Origin of the sequence: Micromonospora sp. CPCC 205558, assembly GCF_036902955.1 — a bacterium.
GTDB lineage: Bacteria > Actinomycetota > Actinomycetes > Mycobacteriales > Micromonosporaceae > Micromonospora.
Map to the genome: position 1 here is coordinate 267994 of NZ_JBAKHR010000001.1, position 19296 is coordinate 287289.

The 19296-nt window shown below is 70.7% G+C and carries 12 protein-coding genes; 11 read left to right on the top strand and 1 reads right to left on the bottom strand.

Translation table 11 applies throughout. The features are described from left to right. Positions 1-28 precede the first annotated feature (28 nt). Complete coding sequence (locus V6U86_RS01140) at positions 29-1069, bottom strand: helix-turn-helix transcriptional regulator (RefSeq protein ID WP_334497381.1); 1041 nt, start codon at positions 1067-1069, stop codon at positions 29-31. 215 nt (positions 1070-1284) lie between these two features. Between V6U86_RS01140 and V6U86_RS01145 the strand changes: the two genes are divergently transcribed. The 11 genes from V6U86_RS01145 (at position 1285) to V6U86_RS01195 (ending at position 19157) form a co-directional block, all read left to right on the top strand. Further along, entirely contained in the window at positions 1285-2547 is a 1263-nt protein-coding gene (locus tag V6U86_RS01145; protein ID WP_334497382.1) for an amidohydrolase, read from the top strand. A gap of 310 nt (positions 2548-2857) precedes the next feature. Beyond that, positions 2858-4609, top strand: coding sequence for a BTAD domain-containing putative transcriptional regulator (locus V6U86_RS01150; protein WP_334497383.1), 1752 nt, complete (start codon positions 2858-2860; stop codon positions 4607-4609). Positions 4610-4673: 64 nt separating this feature from the next. Next, positions 4674-6854, top strand: coding sequence for a TOMM precursor leader peptide-binding protein (locus tag V6U86_RS01155; protein ID WP_334497385.1), 2181 nt, complete (start codon positions 4674-4676; stop codon positions 6852-6854). Next, on the top strand, positions 6844-8760 hold the full coding sequence (locus tag V6U86_RS01160; protein WP_334497387.1) for a TOMM precursor leader peptide-binding protein: 1917 nt from the start codon (positions 6844-6846) through the stop codon (positions 8758-8760). The genes V6U86_RS01155 and V6U86_RS01160 overlap by 11 nt, the downstream gene beginning before the upstream one ends. 36 nt (positions 8761-8796) lie before the next feature. Then, the gene (locus tag V6U86_RS01165; protein WP_334497389.1) at positions 8797-10377 is read left to right on the top strand and encodes a SagB family peptide dehydrogenase; all 1581 of its coding nucleotides are present in this window, start codon (positions 8797-8799) and stop codon (positions 10375-10377) included. A 25-nt stretch (positions 10378-10402) separates the two neighbouring features. Beyond that, positions 10403-13183, top strand: coding sequence for a lantibiotic dehydratase (locus tag V6U86_RS01170; protein WP_334497391.1), 2781 nt, complete (start codon positions 10403-10405; stop codon positions 13181-13183). Beyond that, positions 13180-14238 (top strand): thiopeptide-type bacteriocin biosynthesis protein, encoded by a 1059-nt coding sequence (locus V6U86_RS01175; protein WP_334497393.1) that lies wholly within the window; start codon positions 13180-13182, stop codon positions 14236-14238. The genes V6U86_RS01170 and V6U86_RS01175 overlap by 4 nt, the downstream gene beginning before the upstream one ends. Continuing rightward, complete coding sequence (locus V6U86_RS01180) at positions 14235-15470, top strand: hypothetical protein (RefSeq protein ID WP_334497395.1); 1236 nt, start codon at positions 14235-14237, stop codon at positions 15468-15470. Before V6U86_RS01175 ends, V6U86_RS01180 begins: the two co-directional genes overlap by 4 nt. After that, positions 15467-16435: an ABC transporter ATP-binding protein gene (locus tag V6U86_RS01185; protein ID WP_334497397.1), complete on the top strand. Its 969-nt coding sequence runs from the start codon at positions 15467-15469 to the stop codon at positions 16433-16435. Before V6U86_RS01180 ends, V6U86_RS01185 begins: the two co-directional genes overlap by 4 nt. Next, complete coding sequence (locus V6U86_RS01190) at positions 16432-17187, top strand: ABC transporter permease (RefSeq protein WP_334497399.1); 756 nt, start codon at positions 16432-16434, stop codon at positions 17185-17187. The genes V6U86_RS01185 and V6U86_RS01190 overlap by 4 nt, the downstream gene beginning before the upstream one ends. Next, positions 17184-19157, top strand: coding sequence for a TOMM precursor leader peptide-binding protein (locus V6U86_RS01195; protein ID WP_334497402.1), 1974 nt, complete (start codon positions 17184-17186; stop codon positions 19155-19157). Before V6U86_RS01190 ends, V6U86_RS01195 begins: the two co-directional genes overlap by 4 nt. The last annotated feature ends 139 nt before the right edge of the window (positions 19158-19296 follow it).

Sequence of the window (19296 nt, forward strand, 5' to 3'; positions counted from 1 at the left end):
GGTTGGGACTGACTGGCGCGACCCGTCCTCACCCCGCCTCGGTGAGGTCGTCCAACAGCCCGCGCTGCCGGGCGAGCACCCCGGCCTGGAACCGGCTCTCCGCGCCCAGGTCATGCATGATCTCCGCGATGTGCCGCCGGCAGGTGCGCACCGAGATGCTCAGCTTGCGGGCGATGAACTCGTCTTTCCGGCCGGCCGCCAACAGGTGCAGCAGTGCCCGTTTGAGGTCGTCGCCAGCCACCCCGTAGCCGCCGTTTGGCGTGGTCTCGTCGTCGAAGGGCAGGGCCGAGGCCCAGACCTGCTCCAGCGAGCGGTACAGGTAATCCACCACGGAAGGCTCCCGTAGGACGACCGCCCCGCTCGCGAGCATGTTCGGAATGACCGCAATCTCACGGTCGAAGATGATTATCCGGTCGGTGATCTCTTCCCGGGTGCGCACATCGCAGCCCGCATCGACGAGCTCTTTGAGGAAGGGGCGCATGCGCGGATGGACACGCACCGGATGTTGGTGGACTGTTCTTATTCGAATCCCGCGTGCCAACATCTCGAGGTCCTTCGGCAGGGACTCCTCGATGGCGCCGTCCGATAGCACCCCGGGATGGGCGCTGAAGACCTCGACCGAGCACCGTCGGGCGATCCCCGCGAGCGTGGCGCGTACCCGGTCCACCTCGTCGATGATGTCGATGGCTTCCCGCCGATTGCGGACCTGGCGGGTGTTGAAGTAGATCGGGTTGAAGGCCAGCAGGGTCGCCTCCAGTGCCTCCATCCGGCGCTGGCGCTGCCGTACCTCGAACTCCAGGGGGCCCACGAGCTCCGCGACGGCCGCGTCCGGGCTGTTCGCCACCAGCACGTCGGGCTCCTCGGGCGCGTGCCGCAGCAGCCGCAGGGTCAGCAGCGAAGCCAGGGCCTCGGCCAGCTCGTCAGGGGTCTGCCCAAGGACGGCTGTGGCGTCCTCCAGCTCCCCACTGGATACCTGGCCGCGTTGCAGAATCCATTGGTAGAGATGGGCCGCTTCAACAGTGATTGTGCCCTCTGGCCGGTTTCCCTGTCGGTGGTCCTCAGCCTTCACCGGGTCACCTCACCACCCCGACAGCTCAACATATTGAAATGTTCGAAAGTTAGCAGTCGCCGTGCGGGGATGCAAGATCCGTTCGACCAGCGCAATTCCGCTTATCCGCCGATGGCGCGACCCGCTTGGGGAAATCTTTCCGTGCGGAGCAGCAGGAGGTCACCCTTCTTTCGGTGATCTCTCCGGAGAATCACCGGCCCTAGAAGGACTTCTGGATGAAATCAGCCTCTGCGCCCCGGTCCGGCCCGAGCGCGGCCCTACGGGAGGCGGCCGCCCTCTACATCGACCTGCATGCCCATCCCGAGCTGTCCGGGGCGGAAGCGCGGACGGCGGGCAGGTTCGCCGAGCGGCTGCGCCGTGCCGGCTATCGGGTGTCCACCGGGGTCGGGGGTCACGGTGTGGTGGGCGTCCTGCGTAACGGCGTCGGCCCGACCGTCCTTCTCCGCGCCGAACTCGACGCGCTGCCGGTCAAGGAGGAGACCGACCTGCCGTACGCGAGCGTGAAGGTGGTCGTCGGTCCCGCCGGCCGGGAGGTGCCGGTGATGCACGCCTGCGGGCACGACCTGCACCTCGCCTGTCTGGCCGGGGCCGCTCACGTGCTGGCTGCCGATCGCGAGGAATGGAGTGGGACACTCGCCATCGTCGGGCAACCCGCTGAGGAGACCCTGGAGGGGGCCCGCGCCATGCTGGCGGCGGGCCTGTACGACCTGACCGGTCGACCCGACGTCGTCCTCGCTCAGCACAGCGCGCCCTTTCCGGCGGGGATGCTGGCGTTCGGTGCCGGACCGGTGATGGCCGGCAGCGTCTCCCTTGAGATCACGATCCTCGGTCGAGGCGGTCACGCGGCGACGCCGCACCTCGCCATCGACCCCGTGGTCATCGCCGCGGCCGTCGTGCTCCGCCTACAGACGGTCGTGTCCCGGGAGGTCGACCCGGCTGAGCAGGTCGTACTCACCGTCGGCTCGCTGCGGGCCGGCGAGACGGGCAACGTCATTCCCGCCGAGGCCGTCATCGGGTTGACGATCCGCGCGTTCGCCACCGCCACCCTGGACCGGGTGGTCGCGGCGGTCACCCGGATGGTCAGGGCCGAGTGCGCCGCGTCCGGGGCGGACCGCGAGCCCGAGATCCGTTCGGTCTCCTCTTCGCCGGTGAACCTGCCGGATGCCGAGGCCACCGCCGTGGTACGCGCGGCGCACGAGGCCGCCTTCGGCGCCGCGCGGATCGCGTCCTGGCCACGTGCGATGGCGACCGAGGACTTCCCGTTCTTCGGTGATGACGGCAGTGATGTGCACGGCCAGTCGGGCATACCCACGGTCTACTGGCTGCTGGGCGTGACGAGCCCTCGCCAATGGTCGACGGCGGCGACGGTCCCGGTGCCCGCCAACCACTCTCCGACATTCGCCCCGCACGTAGCGCTGGCCCTGCCGACCGGCATCTCGGCGATGACGCACGCCGCGCTCGCCCACCTGAGGCGGTGACCGCGAATGGCCGACTGCCCGCCACCAGCGGCGATCCAGCGACGAGGCGGCGATGCATTTGTGGGAAAGCTGCCATGCAGCTTCTTACCGCCGACCGTTCCTTGACCCTCCTATTGCCAACTCAACAAACTTGTAGACAGCACCGCAGAGCGAAAGCGCTGGTCCCGCAAGAGGGGAGCGCGGTCGAAATCATCCCGCAATGGTCATCGGTGTCGAGTGGGGGGAGAAACGGTGTGTCTCTGTTGAGCAGGACGACGCAATGACGAGTCTCGCAAATGTTGAAACTGTGGGCGCAGCGCATTTCCGGCGCATGAGTTTTCAAATCCTGGGCACGCTGAACCTGACCAACGGACGCGACGTCGCCGTGCTCCCGCCATCCAAGCCGACCACTCTGCTGGCGGCCCTGCTGCTGCGCCCGAACGCGGTGGTGTCGATCAACTCGTTGCTCGGCGCGATCTGGGGCGAGCAACAGCCGGCGTCGGCCAAGGCCGCGCTGCAGACCTGCGTCCTTCGTCTGCGGCGACTCTTCGCCAAGCACGGCATCGCCGGCAACGTGATCGAGTCCGTTCCAGGCGGCTACCGCATTGTCGCGGACGCCGAGACGCTCGACCTGCTGCGGTTCCGCCACCTGGTGGGCAGGGCCGAGAACGAGACGGATCCCGAGCCCGAGCTGCACCTCCTGACGGAGGGTCTGGGGCTGTGGCGCGGCGCGCTGCTGGCCAACGTGCCGTCCGACGCGCTGTGCCGCGACGAGGCGCCGCGGCTGACGGAGGAGTGGCTGCGGGCGTCCGAACGGGTGCACGACCTCAAGTTGATGCTCGGCCGCTGCCGGGAGGTACTGCCCGACCTGTGGCGAGCCGCCCGGTCGCACCCGGGGCACGAGCGCTTCGCGGAGCAGCTCATCGAGGCGCTGTACCGCACCGGCCGGCAACCCGAGGCGCTGGTCGAGTACCGCAACGTCAAGACGTACCTCCTCGACGAGTTGGGCCTGGACCCGGGACCGTCGCTGCAACGGCTGGAGGCCGCGATTCTGCGCGGTGACGAGTTGACGCCCGTCGGCGCGGCCAACGATGTCCCGATCACCACCGGTGGCGCGGCGAGGACGGATGAGTCACCCCCACCGATGGCGACGAGCGACTTCACCGGGCGGGCGGCGGATGTCGCGCTGCTCGCCGGGTGGCTCGGTGACGATCGGCCGGGCCCGCGGACGGTAGTGCTGACCGGTGCGCCAGGCATCGGCAAGACGGCGCTGGCGCTGCACGTCGCGGACCGGCTCCGGGTCAGATCCATCGCGGGCCACGCCACGCTCCGAATGCGCCGGCCCGACGGTACGGCCCGCACGCCCGTGGAGCTGACCGCCGAGCTGGTGCGGCTCCAGGTTGCCGGGGCGACAGAGCCGGCCCTGCTCATCCTGGACGACGTGCTCGACGCCGAGCAGATCCGCGGAGTCCTGGCGCTCGACGGTGGACACTCCGTGCTCATCACCAGCCGGATGAGCCTCACCGGGCTGGTGGCCACGCACGGCGGCCGGGTGCACCGGCTCGACCCGTTCACCGACGACGAGGCCTTCGAACTCCTCTCGGTCCTGCTCGGACCGGATCGGGCCGCAGCCGAACCCGCAGCGGTGCGTCAGTTGGCGGCGCTCTGCGGCAACTTCCCACTGGCGCTGCGGATCATGGCGGCTCGATTGCAGGTTCGCCCGCGCACCCGGATCGCCGACTGTGTCACCTGGCTGCGGGGCGACCGCTTTGCCCGGATGTCCCTCATCGACGACCCGCGGATGTCGATCACCGGGACCTTCGGGGCCTGGCTCGACGAGCTCGATCCCCGGCTCAGCGACGCGCTGGTCCGGATCGCCCGATGTTCGTACCCGGAATCCATGACCCTCGCCGACCTCGCCGGCGTCCTCGACCGGCCCGTTGCCGCCACCGGTCAGATCCTCGACCTGCTGGCCGACGCCGGCGCCCTTGAGGGCGGCTCCGGCACCTACACGATGCACGAACTGGTCCGGGCCTTCGCCGTCGACGGTTACGGCGAACGGAGCACCGCGCTCGCGGCGTGACCGCCGGTCCACCCCATCCCGGCGGCGTCTGCCGTCATCCACAAGAAACAGAGGTGCTTCCGCTATGGCCGCAGCGACCTTCGACGACATCGCCCAGACCCGACCGCGCATCCGCCGGGACGTTCTCTACACCCAGACGCCGGACGGCGTCCTGTTCCACAACTCCCTCGGCGGCTTCCAGTTGAGCGGCCGGAGCGCCTACCGGCTGGCCACCCTGATCGTCCCCTACCTCACCGGCGACCACCAGGTCGCGGACCTCGGCGCGGCGCTCGGCGCGGAGCAGCGGGCCATGGTCGCCAACCTGGTCGGGACGCTGTACGAGCGTGGCTTCGCCCGCGACGTGCCGGTGGCAAGCCCTGCCGCCGGCGAGGGACAGCTGGCGGTCACCGGGCGGTTCGCGCCGCAGATCGCCTACGTGGATCACTACGCCGACAGCGCGGATGCCCGCTTCATGACCTTCCGCGATGCCCGGGTGGCGGTCCTGGGCGACGACCTGGTGGCACGCTGGTGCGTCCTGAGTCTGGTGCGCAACGGTTCGGCGGGCATCGGCGTCATGCCGAGCCTGGACCACCCCGACAACCGGTTCGCCGAGGTGCGGGCCGAGGCGCGGGTGCTCACCGACGAGGGCTGCCCGGTCGACATCGAGGTCGTCCCGGCCGCCGGCCCCCGCTACACCTGGGACGACCTCGCGGAGTACGACGTCGTCGTCGTGACCGGCGGGTCCGCCGGCGCCCGACAGACGTTGGACCTGCTGAGCGAGCGGGTGCCGGCCGGGCGTCACCTGCTCACCGCGTGGACGTTCGGCAGGCGCGCGGTGATCGGCCCGCACATGACGGCCGGCAGCACCGGCTGCTGGCTGTGCGCCGCACTGCGCCTCGCCGCCAACGGCGACCCGACGGCCGCCGCCGACCTGTGGCAGGGCGTGTCACTTGCCACGGCCCGCCGGGACGCCGCCGTGGGCCGGCCGCTCGCCGCGATGATCGGGAACCTGCTCGGGTACGAGGTTTTCCGGAGCCTGACCGGCGCTCTGCCGGCGGAGACGACCGGCCGGGTCATCATCCAGGACCTCGAGTCGCTCGACGTGGTCACCGAGCCGTTGCTGCCACACCCGGCCTGCCGATTCTGTTCCGGGGACGCGGTGCTCGACGAGCCGGTCACGACGGACCTCGGCATCGGGCAGACGCGGGTCGTCGAGGCGCAGGTCGAGGCGTCGGAGCTGCTGGCCGAACTGACCAGCCGCGAAGTTCTGATCCAGCCCAACGTCGGCGTCTTCGCCGAGTTCAGCGACGAGCAGTGGACCCAGACCCCGTTGAAGGTGAGCACCCTGCGGTTCTCGCCCGGCCCTGGGCGTACCCGGGAGGTGGCGACGTTCGACCTGCACACCCTGGCCGGCGCCCGGCTCGCAGCTCTGCGGACGGCCGCGGTCAGCTACGTGGACCATGGTGTCCCGCTCCCCGCCGAACAGGCCACGCCGGACCGGACGGTGACGGTTGCCGAGATCGTCACGTGCAGTGGTACGGCACCCGCGACCGGGCCGGTCGTGACGGCGACGTCGCTGCTCACGAAGGAGGACGTCGGAGTGCCGGCCGCCGCGGTCCGGCCGTTCGGGGAGTACAACGCCCACCGGCCGGTCATCGCCACCTCGGCGGGTGCCGGGGCGGGGACATCCCCCGCCGAGGCCGCCGCGCGGGGCCTGCTGTCGGCCGTCGCGTACACCCGGATCATCGACGCGCTCCGCGGCGACGCCGAGGTGGCCCCGGCGCGGTTGTCCGACATCGAGAACCCGGAGATCGTCTTCCTGCGCCGGTCCGCGGCGAACGCCGGGATGGACGTCACCGTGCTGAACCTGCGCGGCGGACGGTTCGGCACCTCGCCCGTGGCGATCGCCCACGCCACCGACCCCCGCACCGGCGGCGTCATCTGGGCAGCCGGGAGTGAGCTGACCTGGAACGCCGCTGTGGTGACAGCGGTGCGAGACCTGCTCGGCCGGGTGCAACTGGGCCGGGAGCGCGACGCCGACGTCGACCCGGGAGACGATCTCGTCGCCGACTTCGACCCGGCCGTGCTCGCGGTGACCGGCGTCCCGGCCGACGTACCGGACGTCACGTGGGACGACCTGCTCGACGGGGTCCGCAACGCCGGTGGCGATGTGCTGCTGATCCGCACCACCCCGCCGGATCTGCTCGCCGGCGGCCTCCACACGGCCCGGATCGTGCTGACCGGCGGTTCTCCCCATGCGGCCTGACCTTGTCAGCTCCCCGGAGCACTGGGCGCGGGACTGCGCCGAACTCGAGCAGTGGCTGCGCAGGCGACTCGGCGGGGACCTGACGGTCGCGGTCGCCCCGCTGGGCGTACGGGATGAACTGGCCGTGTCGGACGGCCCGGAAGCGGCGTCGGTGACCGTGCACCTGTACGGCCAGTACGCCCTGATCGGGCCGTTCCAAGGGGATGCCGCCCACTCGGCGTGCCCCCGCTGTCTCGCTCGGCGGTGGCAGGCGGTTCGGCAGCGCTCCCTGCGAGACGCGCTGGAGCTGGGCGGCCCGACCCGGCAGGCCGGGCCGTCACCATTCCGGTCGGACTTCAGCGGCGCTGCCATCGTGGCGCTGGTCGAGGCGCATGTCGACCGCGCGGCCGACCCGACGACGGCCCGCGACGGGTACGCGTCGGTGTACGTGGTCGACCTCGCCGTGCTGGCCGTGCGCCGCTTCCCGGTGGTGCCGGACGCCGAGTGCCCGTGCTGCGGCCGCAGCGTGCCGGACACACCGGAGGCCGCGCGCCCGCCCGTCGGGACCACCCGCAAGTCAGCGCCCGACTCGTTTCGGCTGCGACCCGTCGACGACTACCCGTTCACGGTGGAGGCGTTCGTGAACCCGTTGTGCGGGCCGGTCGGCCCCCTGGTCGCCTACGACCCGGTGTCGCCGTCCACCTCGGCGGTCAGCGGCGGATTCCTGCTGCGTTCGGGCAGCTACCTGCGGGAGACGTACTGGGGTGGGCACGCCGACAGCTACGCCCGCAGCGCGCGGATCGGCGTCCTGGAAGGGCTCGAACGGATCGCCGGCATGCGGGCCAAGGCCAAACGGACGGTGGTGTCGGCGTCGTACGACGAACTCGGCGACGTGGCGGTCGACCCGCGGGTCTGCGGTCTCTACTCCGATGCGTTCTACGCGGCGAACCCCCGGGTGACACCGTTCGCGCCGGATCGGCCGATTCCGTGGGTCTGGGGTCACTCGCTGCGCGACGACCGGCCGGTGCTGGTGCCGGAGATCCTGGCCTACTACCACGCGCCGGGGTTGGAGAACCGGTTCGTGCAGGAGAGTTCGAACGGCTGCGCGTCGGGCGGCAGCGCCGAGGAGGCGATCTACCACGGCCTGATGGAGGTCGTCGAGCGCGACGCGTTCCTGCTCTCCTGGTACGGCCGGGTCACGCTGCCGGAGATCGACCCGCGGACGAGTGCCCGCGTCGAGACCCGGTGGATGGTCGACCGACTGGAGATGTGCGGATACCGGGCGCGGTTCTTCGACGCCCGGATCACCTTCGGCATCCCGGTCGTCGTCGGGGTGGCGACCCGCATCGGTGGTGGCCTGGGTGCCATCTGCTTCGGGGCCGGTGCGAGCCTCGACCCGGAGACGGCGATGGCGGCGGCCCTCTGCGAGATCGCCACCGATTCGGTCAACCTGGGCACCCGCACGGAGCGGGAGGAGGCGCGGTACCGGACGATGGTCGCCGACTTCGCCAACGTCCAGGCGCTGCACGACCACCCGCTCGTGTACGGCCTGCCCGAGATGGCCGAGCACGCGGCGTTCTTCGTGGCCGCTCGGGAGCCGAGGACCATGGCTGAGGTCTACCCGGTCGCCGACCGCGCCGAGTTGCTCTCCGACGACCTCGCCGTGGACCTGCGACGCTGCGTGGCCGACGTCGCCGCGCAGGGTTTCGACGTCGTGGTGGTCGACCAGACGTTGCCTGAGCAGCGGGATCTGGGCCTGCACACGGTGAGCGTCCTGGCGCCGGGGCTCCTACCGATCGACTTCGGCTGGGCCCGGCAGCGGGCGCCGTACCTGCCGCGCATGCGGGCCGCGCTGGCCGCCGCCGGCCTGCGGGATCACGACCTGGAGGTCGCGGACCTGCATCTCGTCCCGCATCCGTTCCCGTGAGTGCGCGAGCCACCACGCCAGGAGACAAGGACCAACATGGGTTACGCATATGACTACGCGACCGCCATCCTGCACCGCGGTCGTATCCTGATGGAGCCGAAGGATTTCGTTCCGAACTGGCCCGACCAGCCGCGCAAGGGGAAGTACTTCCCCGGCGTCGAGACCTTCCCCCTGTACGACAGCAGCCCACCGGGGGACGCCACCGTCCAGGACGGGCTCGACGGCCCGGAGCGGGACGCGACCCGCACCTTCGACCTGCCGTTCCTCGGCGCGATGCTGCACGACTCGTACGGGCTGGTCGGCCGTCGCCTCGGCGTCCAGGCCAACACCGACCTGCGCGCGTTGCCGACGTACACCACGGCGAACTGGAACCGTGGCACCGCGTCGGGCGGTGGTCTCTACCCGGTCAGCGTCTACTGGGTCTGTGGGCCGAGTGGCCCGATGCCGCCGGGTGTCTACCACTATTCGACGAAGCACCACGCGATGCAGCGTTTGCTCACCGGCGACGTCACGCCGGTCATCCGGGAGGCGCTCGGCGCCCGCGCGGGCCGGGACGACGACCAGTTCCTCGTGCTCAGCGTCAAGTACTGGCAGAACGCCTTCAAGTACAACAGCTTCTCGTTCCACGCGATCACGATGGACATCGGCACGATCGTGCAGACCTGGCGGCTGTGGGCCGGTGCCCGTGGTCGGGTCGTGGAGCCGGAGCTCTGGTTCGACGAGCCGCGGATCGCGGAGCTGCTGGGCGTGCCGAACGAGGACGAGGGGATCTTCGCCGTCGTGCCGCTGGCCTGGGACTCGGCCCGACGGCCCGGTGGCGCGACGGGGCGGGTGTCGGTCCGCCACCGTGACCAGGAGCGGTCGAAGACCGTCCTGACCTTCGACACGATGACCAAGATCCACGCGGGAACGGTGCAGGGCGCGACCCTGGCGCCCGCACCCGGGCAGCTGGTGGCCGCCGCCGCCCATCCGCCACGGCCGGGCCGCGCGCGGGTCGCGCTGCCGCCCCCGCTCGCGCTCGACGTCCCGGTTCGCACCGCACTACGCCGTCGGCGCAGCAGCTTCGGCCGTTTCGACGCGACGGTGCCACTGACCGCGGCGCAGCTCGGCACCGGGCTGGCCGCCAGCGCCCGGGCACCCTTCACCGACGCGGCCAGCGGCGCCGGAACGGCCCACCTGACGAAGCTCTACGCCTTCGTCAACCACGTCGACGGTGTGCCTCCCGGCGCGTACGAGTACGACCCGGACGGGCACGCCCTGTACCTGGTCAAGGCGGGCCGGCCCGGGCCGTTCCTCCAGCGCAACTACTTCCTGTCCAACTACAACCTTGAGCAGGCGGGCGTGGTGATCGTGCCGACCGTGCGCACCACCGCGGTGCTCGATGCCGTTGGGGATCGCGGATACCGCCTGGTCAACGCCACGATCGGTGCCGTCGCCCAGAACTTCTACACCGCCGCGTCGGCGCTGGACGTCGGCGCCGGCGTGGCCCTCGGCTTCGACAACATCTCCTTCATCGAGGAGCTCGACCTCGAGGGCACCGGCGAGGCGCCCCTGCTGATCATGCTGCTCGGCCACGAACGGGCCCGTCCCGCGGACTTTCGCTATGACATCGCCTGATCAAACGAGTCGAACGGAGTCCGTGATGACCCTGACCACCGAACCCGATCTCCAACCGGCTGCTACCGCCGGCAGACCGACGGGAAACCGCTGGACCCTGCAACCCCGACTGATGGCCCGGGTCGCGGGCCTGCCCCTCGTCACCGTCGGCGCCCTTCGCTGCCCGGACAGCTGCCGTTGGGCCGAGGAGATGCTGCGTGCGGAGGAGTCGTTGGCCCAGGCGGCGAGCCACCTCAGCGACCTGCTGCACGACATGGTCAACGACAACGACGACGACCTCGTCCGCCGGCAGCTGCTGCGGTTACGCCGACAGGTGTTCAACAACCGGCTGCCCCAGGACGCCGATGCCGCCGTCACCCTGCTGGCCGGGCTGGATGCCGCCACCGCCGAGCGGCTCAGCGGCTGGCTGGCGGCCCGGCGCAGGCTGGACGACCTGCGCGCCGAGGGTGAGCGGGTCGTCGGTGCGGAGGTGTCCGGCACGACAGCGAGGCTGCGCGAGTTGGCCGCCGAGGACCGGCTGCGCCGAGGTGTGCTGCTCGCCTCGCCGTCGCTGGATTCGCAGCTCGACGCGTTCATCGCTGGCCGCGCCGACCGACCCGGCAAGAAGGAACGGCGGATCACCCGCTCGGTGCTGTCCTACCTGTACCGGACCGCGTGCAAGCCGAGCCCGTTCAGCACGTTCACAGCGGTCGGGGTGGGTCGGCTCGCGGATGCCGCCGACGCCGGGCACCGGGTGGCCGTGGCCGACGACTGGTCCAGTCATCCCCGGCTGAACGTGGTCGTGCTGGGCCGGCTCGCCGAACTCGTCCTGGCCGACCCACGGCGTCGCGCGGACCTGCCGGTGCAGGCAGCCACCGGATGGCGCAACGACGAGGACCGCGTACGGTTCGTCCGCCGCTGGGTCACCACGGGTGACGACAACGCCGCGGTGACGTTCGACGCGGCCTCCGACCGGCTCTACTTCCTGCAACGTACGGGTGTTCTCGAACGCATGCTGCGGATGATGGAGCGCACCCCGGGCGTCACGTTCGGGCAGCTCACCGAGTGGCTCGGGGCCACCGAACGGGCGACCGCCGACGAGTGCGACAGGTACCTCGCCGCGCTCCTGCAACTCGGCATGATCCAGTTCCCCTGCCTGCAGACGGACGTGCACCGCCGTGACCCGTTGCGCGGTTTCCAGGAGGCCCTGCGGGCGATCGAGCGCCCCTGGGCGGACGAGCTGGCCGACGGGCTGGCCGACCCGATCTCGTGTGTCGACCGGTACGCGCTCGCGGGCCACGCCGAACGCCGGGAGCTGCTCGGGCGGCTGCGCGCCAGTCTGCACCAGCTGCAGACCAGCCTCGGTGACGAGGAGGCGACGCTGCCCCGGACCCTGCTCTACGAGGACGTCCGGGCCGGCGTGGACGATCTGGTGCTCGACCGGCAGGCGTGGTCCGGGCTGCTCGCGGACTCGCTGCGGTCGGTGGAACGGATCCTGCCGGCGTTCGACGTGACCCTGCCCCAGCGCATCACGTTCACCGGGTACTTCCTGGCCCGGTACGGCGAAGGCGGGCACTGCGATGACCTGTTGAAGTTGGTGCACGATTTCCACGAGGACTTCTTCGACCAGTACCTGACGTTCAACGGGCGTCCGAAGGCGTTCCAGGACGGCGAGTACGTCCCGGAGGTGAACTGGCTGCGACTGCCCGGCATCACGGCCCTCGACGACGCCCGTCGCGAGCTGGTCGTCCGGATGCGCGCGGTGTGGGCCGGGACGGCGGACGCGGGGGAGGTTCGGCTCGACGACGAGACGGTCGCCGCGGTCGCCGCGCACCTGACCCCGGTGACCACCCGTTTCGCCCCGCAGAGCCACTTCGTCCAGCTCGCCGACCGGCCCGGTGATCCGGTCGCGGTCCTCAACCAGTCGTACGGTGGCTTGTTCTTCCCGTTCAGCCGCTTCACCCACTGCTTCGACGCGCCGCCGGACGAGCTGGAGCCGGACGGGCTGGCGCAACAGCTGCTGCGGCAGGCGGGGGAGATCGAACCGGACGGGGCGGTCCTCGCGGAGATCACCGGTGGTGCGGTGGTCACCAACCTCAACCTGCACGGGCGGCTGACCCGCTACCAGATCGTCTGTCCGGGCGAGACCAGCTCCGTGCCGGCCGAGGACCAACTCCACCTCGACGACCTCTACCTGGAGCACGACGTGGCCGAGGCACGCCTGGTGCTGCGGTCACACCGGCTGGGCCGTGAGGTCATCCCGGTCTACCTCGGCTACCTGGTGCCGCTGGCCCTTCCGGAGATCCCCCGGACCCTGCTGCTGCTGTCGCCGTCGTCGCTGGCGCCGATCAACCTGTGGGGCGGGGTGCCCGAAGGGGAACCGCGCGACGGGGTGCGGTACCGGCCACGGGTGCGCCATCGCGACCTGGTGTTGAGCCGCCGGGCCTGGACCGTCGCCGGCCAGGACCTGCCTCGGCTGTCGCCGCAGGTCGCCGACGGGGACTGGTTCCTGGCGTGGCAGCGCTGGCGCCGGACGCACGGCCTGCCGGACCGCACGTTCGCCACGGTCACCGAGACCGCCGGGGACGGCCGGTCGCGCAGCGGCAAGCCGCAGTACGTGGACTTCGCCAGTTACCTCTCCCTGTACGCCCTCGACGGACTGCTGCAGAGCCCGGGAGCGCGGGTGGTGTTCCGGGAGATGCTCCCCGACGAAGACGCGCTGCACGTGCGGTCGAGCCGCGGCGAGCACGTCGCCGAGCTGGCCGTCGAGACCCTCCGTTCCTCTTCGATCCTTCCCCCCGCGACGCGACAGGACGGGCAGCCATGACGCAGACCCTCATCGACCCCGTGACGGACGCGGCCACCGGCGAGTGGCAGGCCATCCACATCTACTACGCGGCCAACCCGCAGCCGCTGCTCGTGCAGTGCGTGCGCCCGCTGATCGGCGGACTCCAGGCCGACGGGCTGATCGCCGGCCACTTCTTCATCAACTACTGGCTTGAGGGACCACACGTACGGCTGCGGCTCAAGCCGGTGACCGTGGCGGCCACCGCCGAGGTGAAGCGGCGGGCGGAGGCGGCCATCACCGAGTACCTGCGGGTCCGGCCGGCGCTGTACCAGGTGGACGCCGGATTCCTGGAGGACTTCTACAACTCCCTGTTCGATATGGAGTTCTCCCCTGACCAGAAATCCAGCTACCTGCGTGGCGACGGCCGGATGAACCTGCGGGAGAACAACACCTACAGCTACGAACCGTACGAGCCGGAGTACGGCAAGTACGGCGGCGAGGCCGGGATCGAGCTCGCGGAGTGGCACTTCGCGCACTCGAGCGAGATGGTCGTCGACGCCATCCGTACGAAGAACCTGCATCTGCGCACCGTGCTGCTCGGCACGTCGGCGCAGCTGATGATGGTGATGTCGGCGTGCTTCCTGCCCGATACCGACGACCTCGTCGACTATCTGAACCGGTACCACAAGTTCTGGCGCACCGCGTTCTCGGACACCAACTACGCCGGCGACGAGGAGTACCAGCAGCAGTACGCCGCGATGGGTGCCGAGATCGGCCGGCGTTTCGCGGAGATCCGGCAGTCACTGCGGGCGACCGGAGGCCGAGACCTTCCCGGGCTGCTGCGCGGCTGGGCGGAACACTGCCTTGAGCTGCGCCGCCGGGCGGCCGAGCTGGCCGAGCGTGGGCAGCTCGTGTTCCGGTCCTGGGACGACACCCGCGACGAGATCCTTACGGACCCGCAGACCGCCCTGCCACTGCTGCTGTCGCCGTACATGCACATGACCAACAACCGGTTGCATGTCACGATCACCGATGAGGCGTACCTGTCGTACATGCTGGGCCGGGCGCTGCGCGAGCATGGCGAGGGGGCATGAGCACCGCCGTCGCCGCCGGGGTGGCGGTGCGCGCCGACATTCAGGTCAGCGGGCGTTACCTGCGCGACGGAACGCCGGTCCATCTGGTCCGGGATCCCGTCGCCGGTAAGACGTTCGAGATCGGGGTGAAGGAGCACTTCGTCCTTGGTCGGCTCGACGGGGTGACGTCACGCGAGGAGATCGCTGAGGCGTACGGCCGGATGTTCGGTCGTTCGCTCGGCCCGGCCGCCTGGCAGCAGCTCATCGGGCTGCTGGCCGCCCGGGGCCTCATCGACGGATGCCCGGTGCCGACGGCCGATCCACCGGCGGTGACCCGGCGCAATTACCTCGGCGGCTCGCGACGGCTGGTCAGCGACGCCACCGCCACCACGGCCCGGCTGCACCGCCTCTTCGGGTTCACGTTCCGTGGCTGGTTCCTCGTCCCCGCGATTGCGGCGATCCTGCTGACGCTGGTCGGTGTGGTGTGGCAGGCGCCGGCCCTGGTCGCCGACACCGTCCGGGTGCTCGACGACCCGTTTGCGCTGATGGCGGTCGCCACCGCGCTGTGGGTCACCATGGGTCTGCACGAACTCGGGCACGGCGTGGTGGCGCACCACTTCGGCGGTACGGTCGGTGAGATCGGGATCCGCTGGCAGCTGCCGATGGTCGTCATGTACTGCCGGGTCGACGACTATCTGTTCCTGCGGACCCGCCGTCAGCGGGTGACGACCGCGTCGGCCGGCATCCTGGTGAACCTGTTGCTGCTGCTGCCGGTGCTGCCGTCCTGGCTGTTGCTGCCGGCGGGGGAGCCGGCCCGGGCGCTGCTCGGCGCGTTCCTGTTGCTGGGGCTCGCCCAGGCCGCGCTGTTCCTGCTGCCGCTGCCGCCGATGGACGGCTACAAGATGCTCGCCCACTCACTGGGCATGCTGCGTTACGCGAGCGGCAGCCGGCGCTTCGCCGGCCGGGCGCTGGCCGCGCTGGTCGGCCGCGGACCGGGTCTGGGGGGATACCCCCGGGCCGCCCGGATCGCCTATTCCGGGTACGCCCTGGGCGCGGCGGCCCTGGTCGTGTGCATCGTGACGGTCGTCGCGCTGACCGCGGAACGTGCTGCCACCGCCCACTTCGGGCCCGTCGCCGGGGCCATCTCGGCCGGGCTCGCCGTGCTGGTCGGGATGTTCTTCGTGGTGCCCCGCACGTCGTTCACGGCGACCCGCAAGCCGGCCGCCGGCCGTAGAGGAGAGGTCCAGAAATGACCACGACGCACGCCATCGAACGTTCGACACTGAGCAGTCAGGAACCCACCGTGGAGTCGGTCGTCGAGTCGGCCGTCGTGTTGGACGGCGTCCGGAAGCGGTACGGCGACGTGCAGGCCGTCGACGGCATCTCGCTGACCATCCGACGCGGAGAGTTCTTCGGCATCCTCGGCCCCAACGGCGCCGGCAAGACGACCCTGATCGAGATCATGGAGGGCCTGCGCCAGGCGGACGCCGGCACGATCCAGGTGCTGGGCACACCCCCGTGGCCCCGCAACGTGACACTGCTGCCCCGCCTCGGGTTGCAGACGCAGAAGAGCGCGTTCTTCGCCCGGCTGACGGCCCGCGAGCACCTTGCGACGGTGGCCGCCCTGTACGGACTGCCGGCCACGGCGGCCGGCCCCGCACTGAAGCTGGTCGGGCTGACCGGGGAGGCGGACAAGCGGGTCGGGGATCTCTCCGGCGGTCAGCGGCAGCGGCTCGCCATTGCCGGCGCTCTCATCCACGAGCCGGAACTCGTCTTCCTCGACGAGCCCACCGCGGCGCTCGACACGCAGGCTCGCCGCGACCTGTGGCAGGTGCTGCGCGGCCTGAAGGAGCAGGGCCGCACGATCGTCTACACCACCCACCATCTCGACGAGGCCGAGGCGCTCTGCGACCGCGTCGCCATCGTCGTCTCCGGCTCCGTCATCGCGCTCGACACCCCACACCGGCTCGTCGGCGCGGCGCACGTGCCCACCCGCGTCATGGTGCCGGTCGGCCAACTCTCCACCGACCAGGCCGGGGCTCTTCCCGGCGTCATCCGGGTCACCGTCGAGGGCGGTTCCGTGGTGCTGGAGACCACCGCTGCCGGCGCCACCCTGGCGGCCGTCGGCGACCTCATCGGCCTCGACGAGGTGCAGACCCGCACCGCCACCCTCGAGGACGTCTACCTGGAACTCACTGGATCGGAGACGCGCTCATGACCGCATTCGCCGCGCTGAGCACGGCCAACTACAAGGCATCCGTACGCGACAAGACCACCGTGTTCTTCACGTTCGCCTTCCCGCTGCTGTTCCTGGTGGTCTTCGGCCTGATCTTCGCGGGGCAGGAGGTGGAGGGCTCCGGGCGAAACTACATCGACTACATCGCGCCCGGCGTACTCTCCTGGGGCGTCGGCAACGCCGCCCTCTTCGGCATCGCGTTCACGCTCATGCAGTGGCGCAACGACGACATCCTGCGCCTGATCCGGATGACGCCCACACCGCTGACCACGGTGCTCGCCTCGCGCTACACCGGTGCGCTGGTGATCGGCCTGGTGCAGGCGGTGCTCTTCGTCGGCGTGGCCCTGCTGCCGGTGTTCGGCCTCACCCTCGCCGGCAGTTGGCCGCTCGCCCTGCCTGTGCTGTTGCTCGGCGTCACGGCGTTCCTCTCCATGGGCGTCATCGTCGGATCCCGCGCCAACACCCCCGAGGCCGTCGCTGCCATCGCCAACTCGATCATGGTGCCGATGGCGTTCCTGTCGGGCTCGTTCCTGCCGATCGACCTCATGCCCGGGTGGCTGCAGAACATCTCCCTAGCCCTGCCGCTGCGCTACATGAACGACGGCATCTCGACCGCCCTCACCGGCGGCGGCGACCTTGCGACCATCGGTCTGAGCAGCGCCGCCCTGGCCGGGTTCACGCTCGTCTTCGGCTTCCTCGCGGTGAGGACCTTTCGCTGGAGCAACAACTCGTGAGCACGACGACGCGAGCCGACACCCACCCCGTCCCGATGGAGTTCGCCCGGCTGGCCCTGCAGGAGGCGCTCACCGACCGGTTCCGACGCGACGTCGGGGACGCGCCGCACCGCCCCGCACCGGCGGTGCAGACCGTCGGCGCGGTCGACGTGTTCGGTGCACCCGCCACCCGGCTCGCGCCGGTACGCGGCGCCGCGGACGTGCATCTCACCGCCCAGGCCGTGCTCATCGGCCCCTGGGGCGGCGCGGCCGACGCCCACGCCTGCGGCCAGTGCCTCGCGATGCGGTGGCAGCGGTTGCGGACCAGATCCGAACGGGAAGCCCTCGAACACGGTCAGACCGTCGTCCCGGCCGGCGTCTGGCCGGTCGTCCCGGACTACGTCGTGGACGCCGTCTGGTCGGTGTACCAGGCGACCGTCCTCGGCTGGTCCGGGAAGGTCGGTCGGCGGGCCGCCGGAGGCTGGCACACGACCGCGGACCTCAGTCTGCCGCAGGTCACCCGGATCGACCTCCAGACGCTGCACGTCCTGACGTTCCCACTGCTCACCGATCCGCTCTGCCTCAACTGCGCGCCGATCGAAGAAGCCACCCCGCAACTGGCCACCCTCGACCTGGTGTCCCGCCCCAAGCCGGACCCGGGCAGCTACCGGCTCACCTCGACAACGTCGTACCCGCTCACGACCGGGGCGATGGCCAACCCGGTCTGCGGCAGCCTCGGTGCCGGCACCTGGCTCGACGTCACCTCACCCACCACCTCCGCGGTCACCGGCAGCGTCTTCATCCGCGGGTACGCCGGGCTCGTCAACTTCAGCTGGAGCGGGCAGGCCAACTCCTTCCGCACCAGCAAGGACCTCGCGTATCTGGAGGGGCTCGAACGGTACGCCGGCACCCACCAGCGACGCCGGGCCGAGCCGGTCGTCGCCGCGTACACCGACCTCGGGGACACCGCGCTCGACCCGCGCAGCTGCGGGCAGTACTCGGCGCAGACGTACCGGACCGATCCGATGGTCGAGCCGTTCGACCCGGACCGACCGATACCGTGGGTGTGGGGTTACTCGCTCCGCGACAACCGGCCCGTGCTCGTGCCGGCGCGGCTCACGTACTACGCCTCCGGGCAGGCCGCCGACAATTTCGTCTACGAATCATCCAACGGCTGCGCGATCGGTAGTTGCCTGGAGGAGGCCATCCTCTTCGGCCTGCTCGAACTCATCGAGCGCGACGCGTTCCTGCTCAACTGGTACGGCAACCTCGGGGTCACCGAGATCGACCTCGACTCGTGCCGCAGCCCCGCCGTCCGCGCCATGGTGGACCGGGCGGCCTTCCGCGGCTACGACGTCCACGCCTTCGACAGCCGCGTCGACCTGGCCGTACCCGTCGTCACCGGCCTCGCGGTCCGTCGGGACGGCGGCGCTGGCGCCCTCTCCTTCGCCGCCGGCGCCAGCCTCAACCCGGAGACAGCCGTCGAGGCTGCGTTGTCGGAGGTGCTCACCTACATACCCCACCTGTCCCGCCAGGTCGACGACCGCTGGGACGCGCTCGACGCCATGGCGGACGACTACAGCCTCTGCGCCAACCTCGGCGACCACCCCCAACTCTTCGGCCTGCCACGGATGACGGAGCACGCCCGCAGCTACCTCGAACCGGTCAGCCACTGCTCGATCCAGGACATCCGGCCGCCAGGCGACCCGGACTCCCGAGACCTCCTGCTCGACCTCCGTACCTGCCAACGCGAACTGGAACATGCCGGCTTCGACGTGATCGTGGTCGACCAGACCACACCGGAACAACGCCGCATGGGCCTGCACACGGTGTCGACGATCGTCCCCGGCCTGCTGCCGATCGACTTCGGCTGGACCAGGCAACGGGCCCTGCAGATGCCTCGGCTGCGCTGGGCGCCCCGACGGGCCGGCCTGCGCGACAGCGACCTGACCGACCACGACCTTCGAACGGTCCCGCACCCGTTCCCCTGAACCTGGTGACGACGCGTGGCGCCCCGCCGGTCCATCTCCGGCGGGGCGCCACGTTGTTCGTGCCGCCCTTCGCCGGGGCGACATGCCGAACGGCCCGCATGGACGTCTTCGTCCAAGCGGGCCGTTCGGGAGAGAGCAG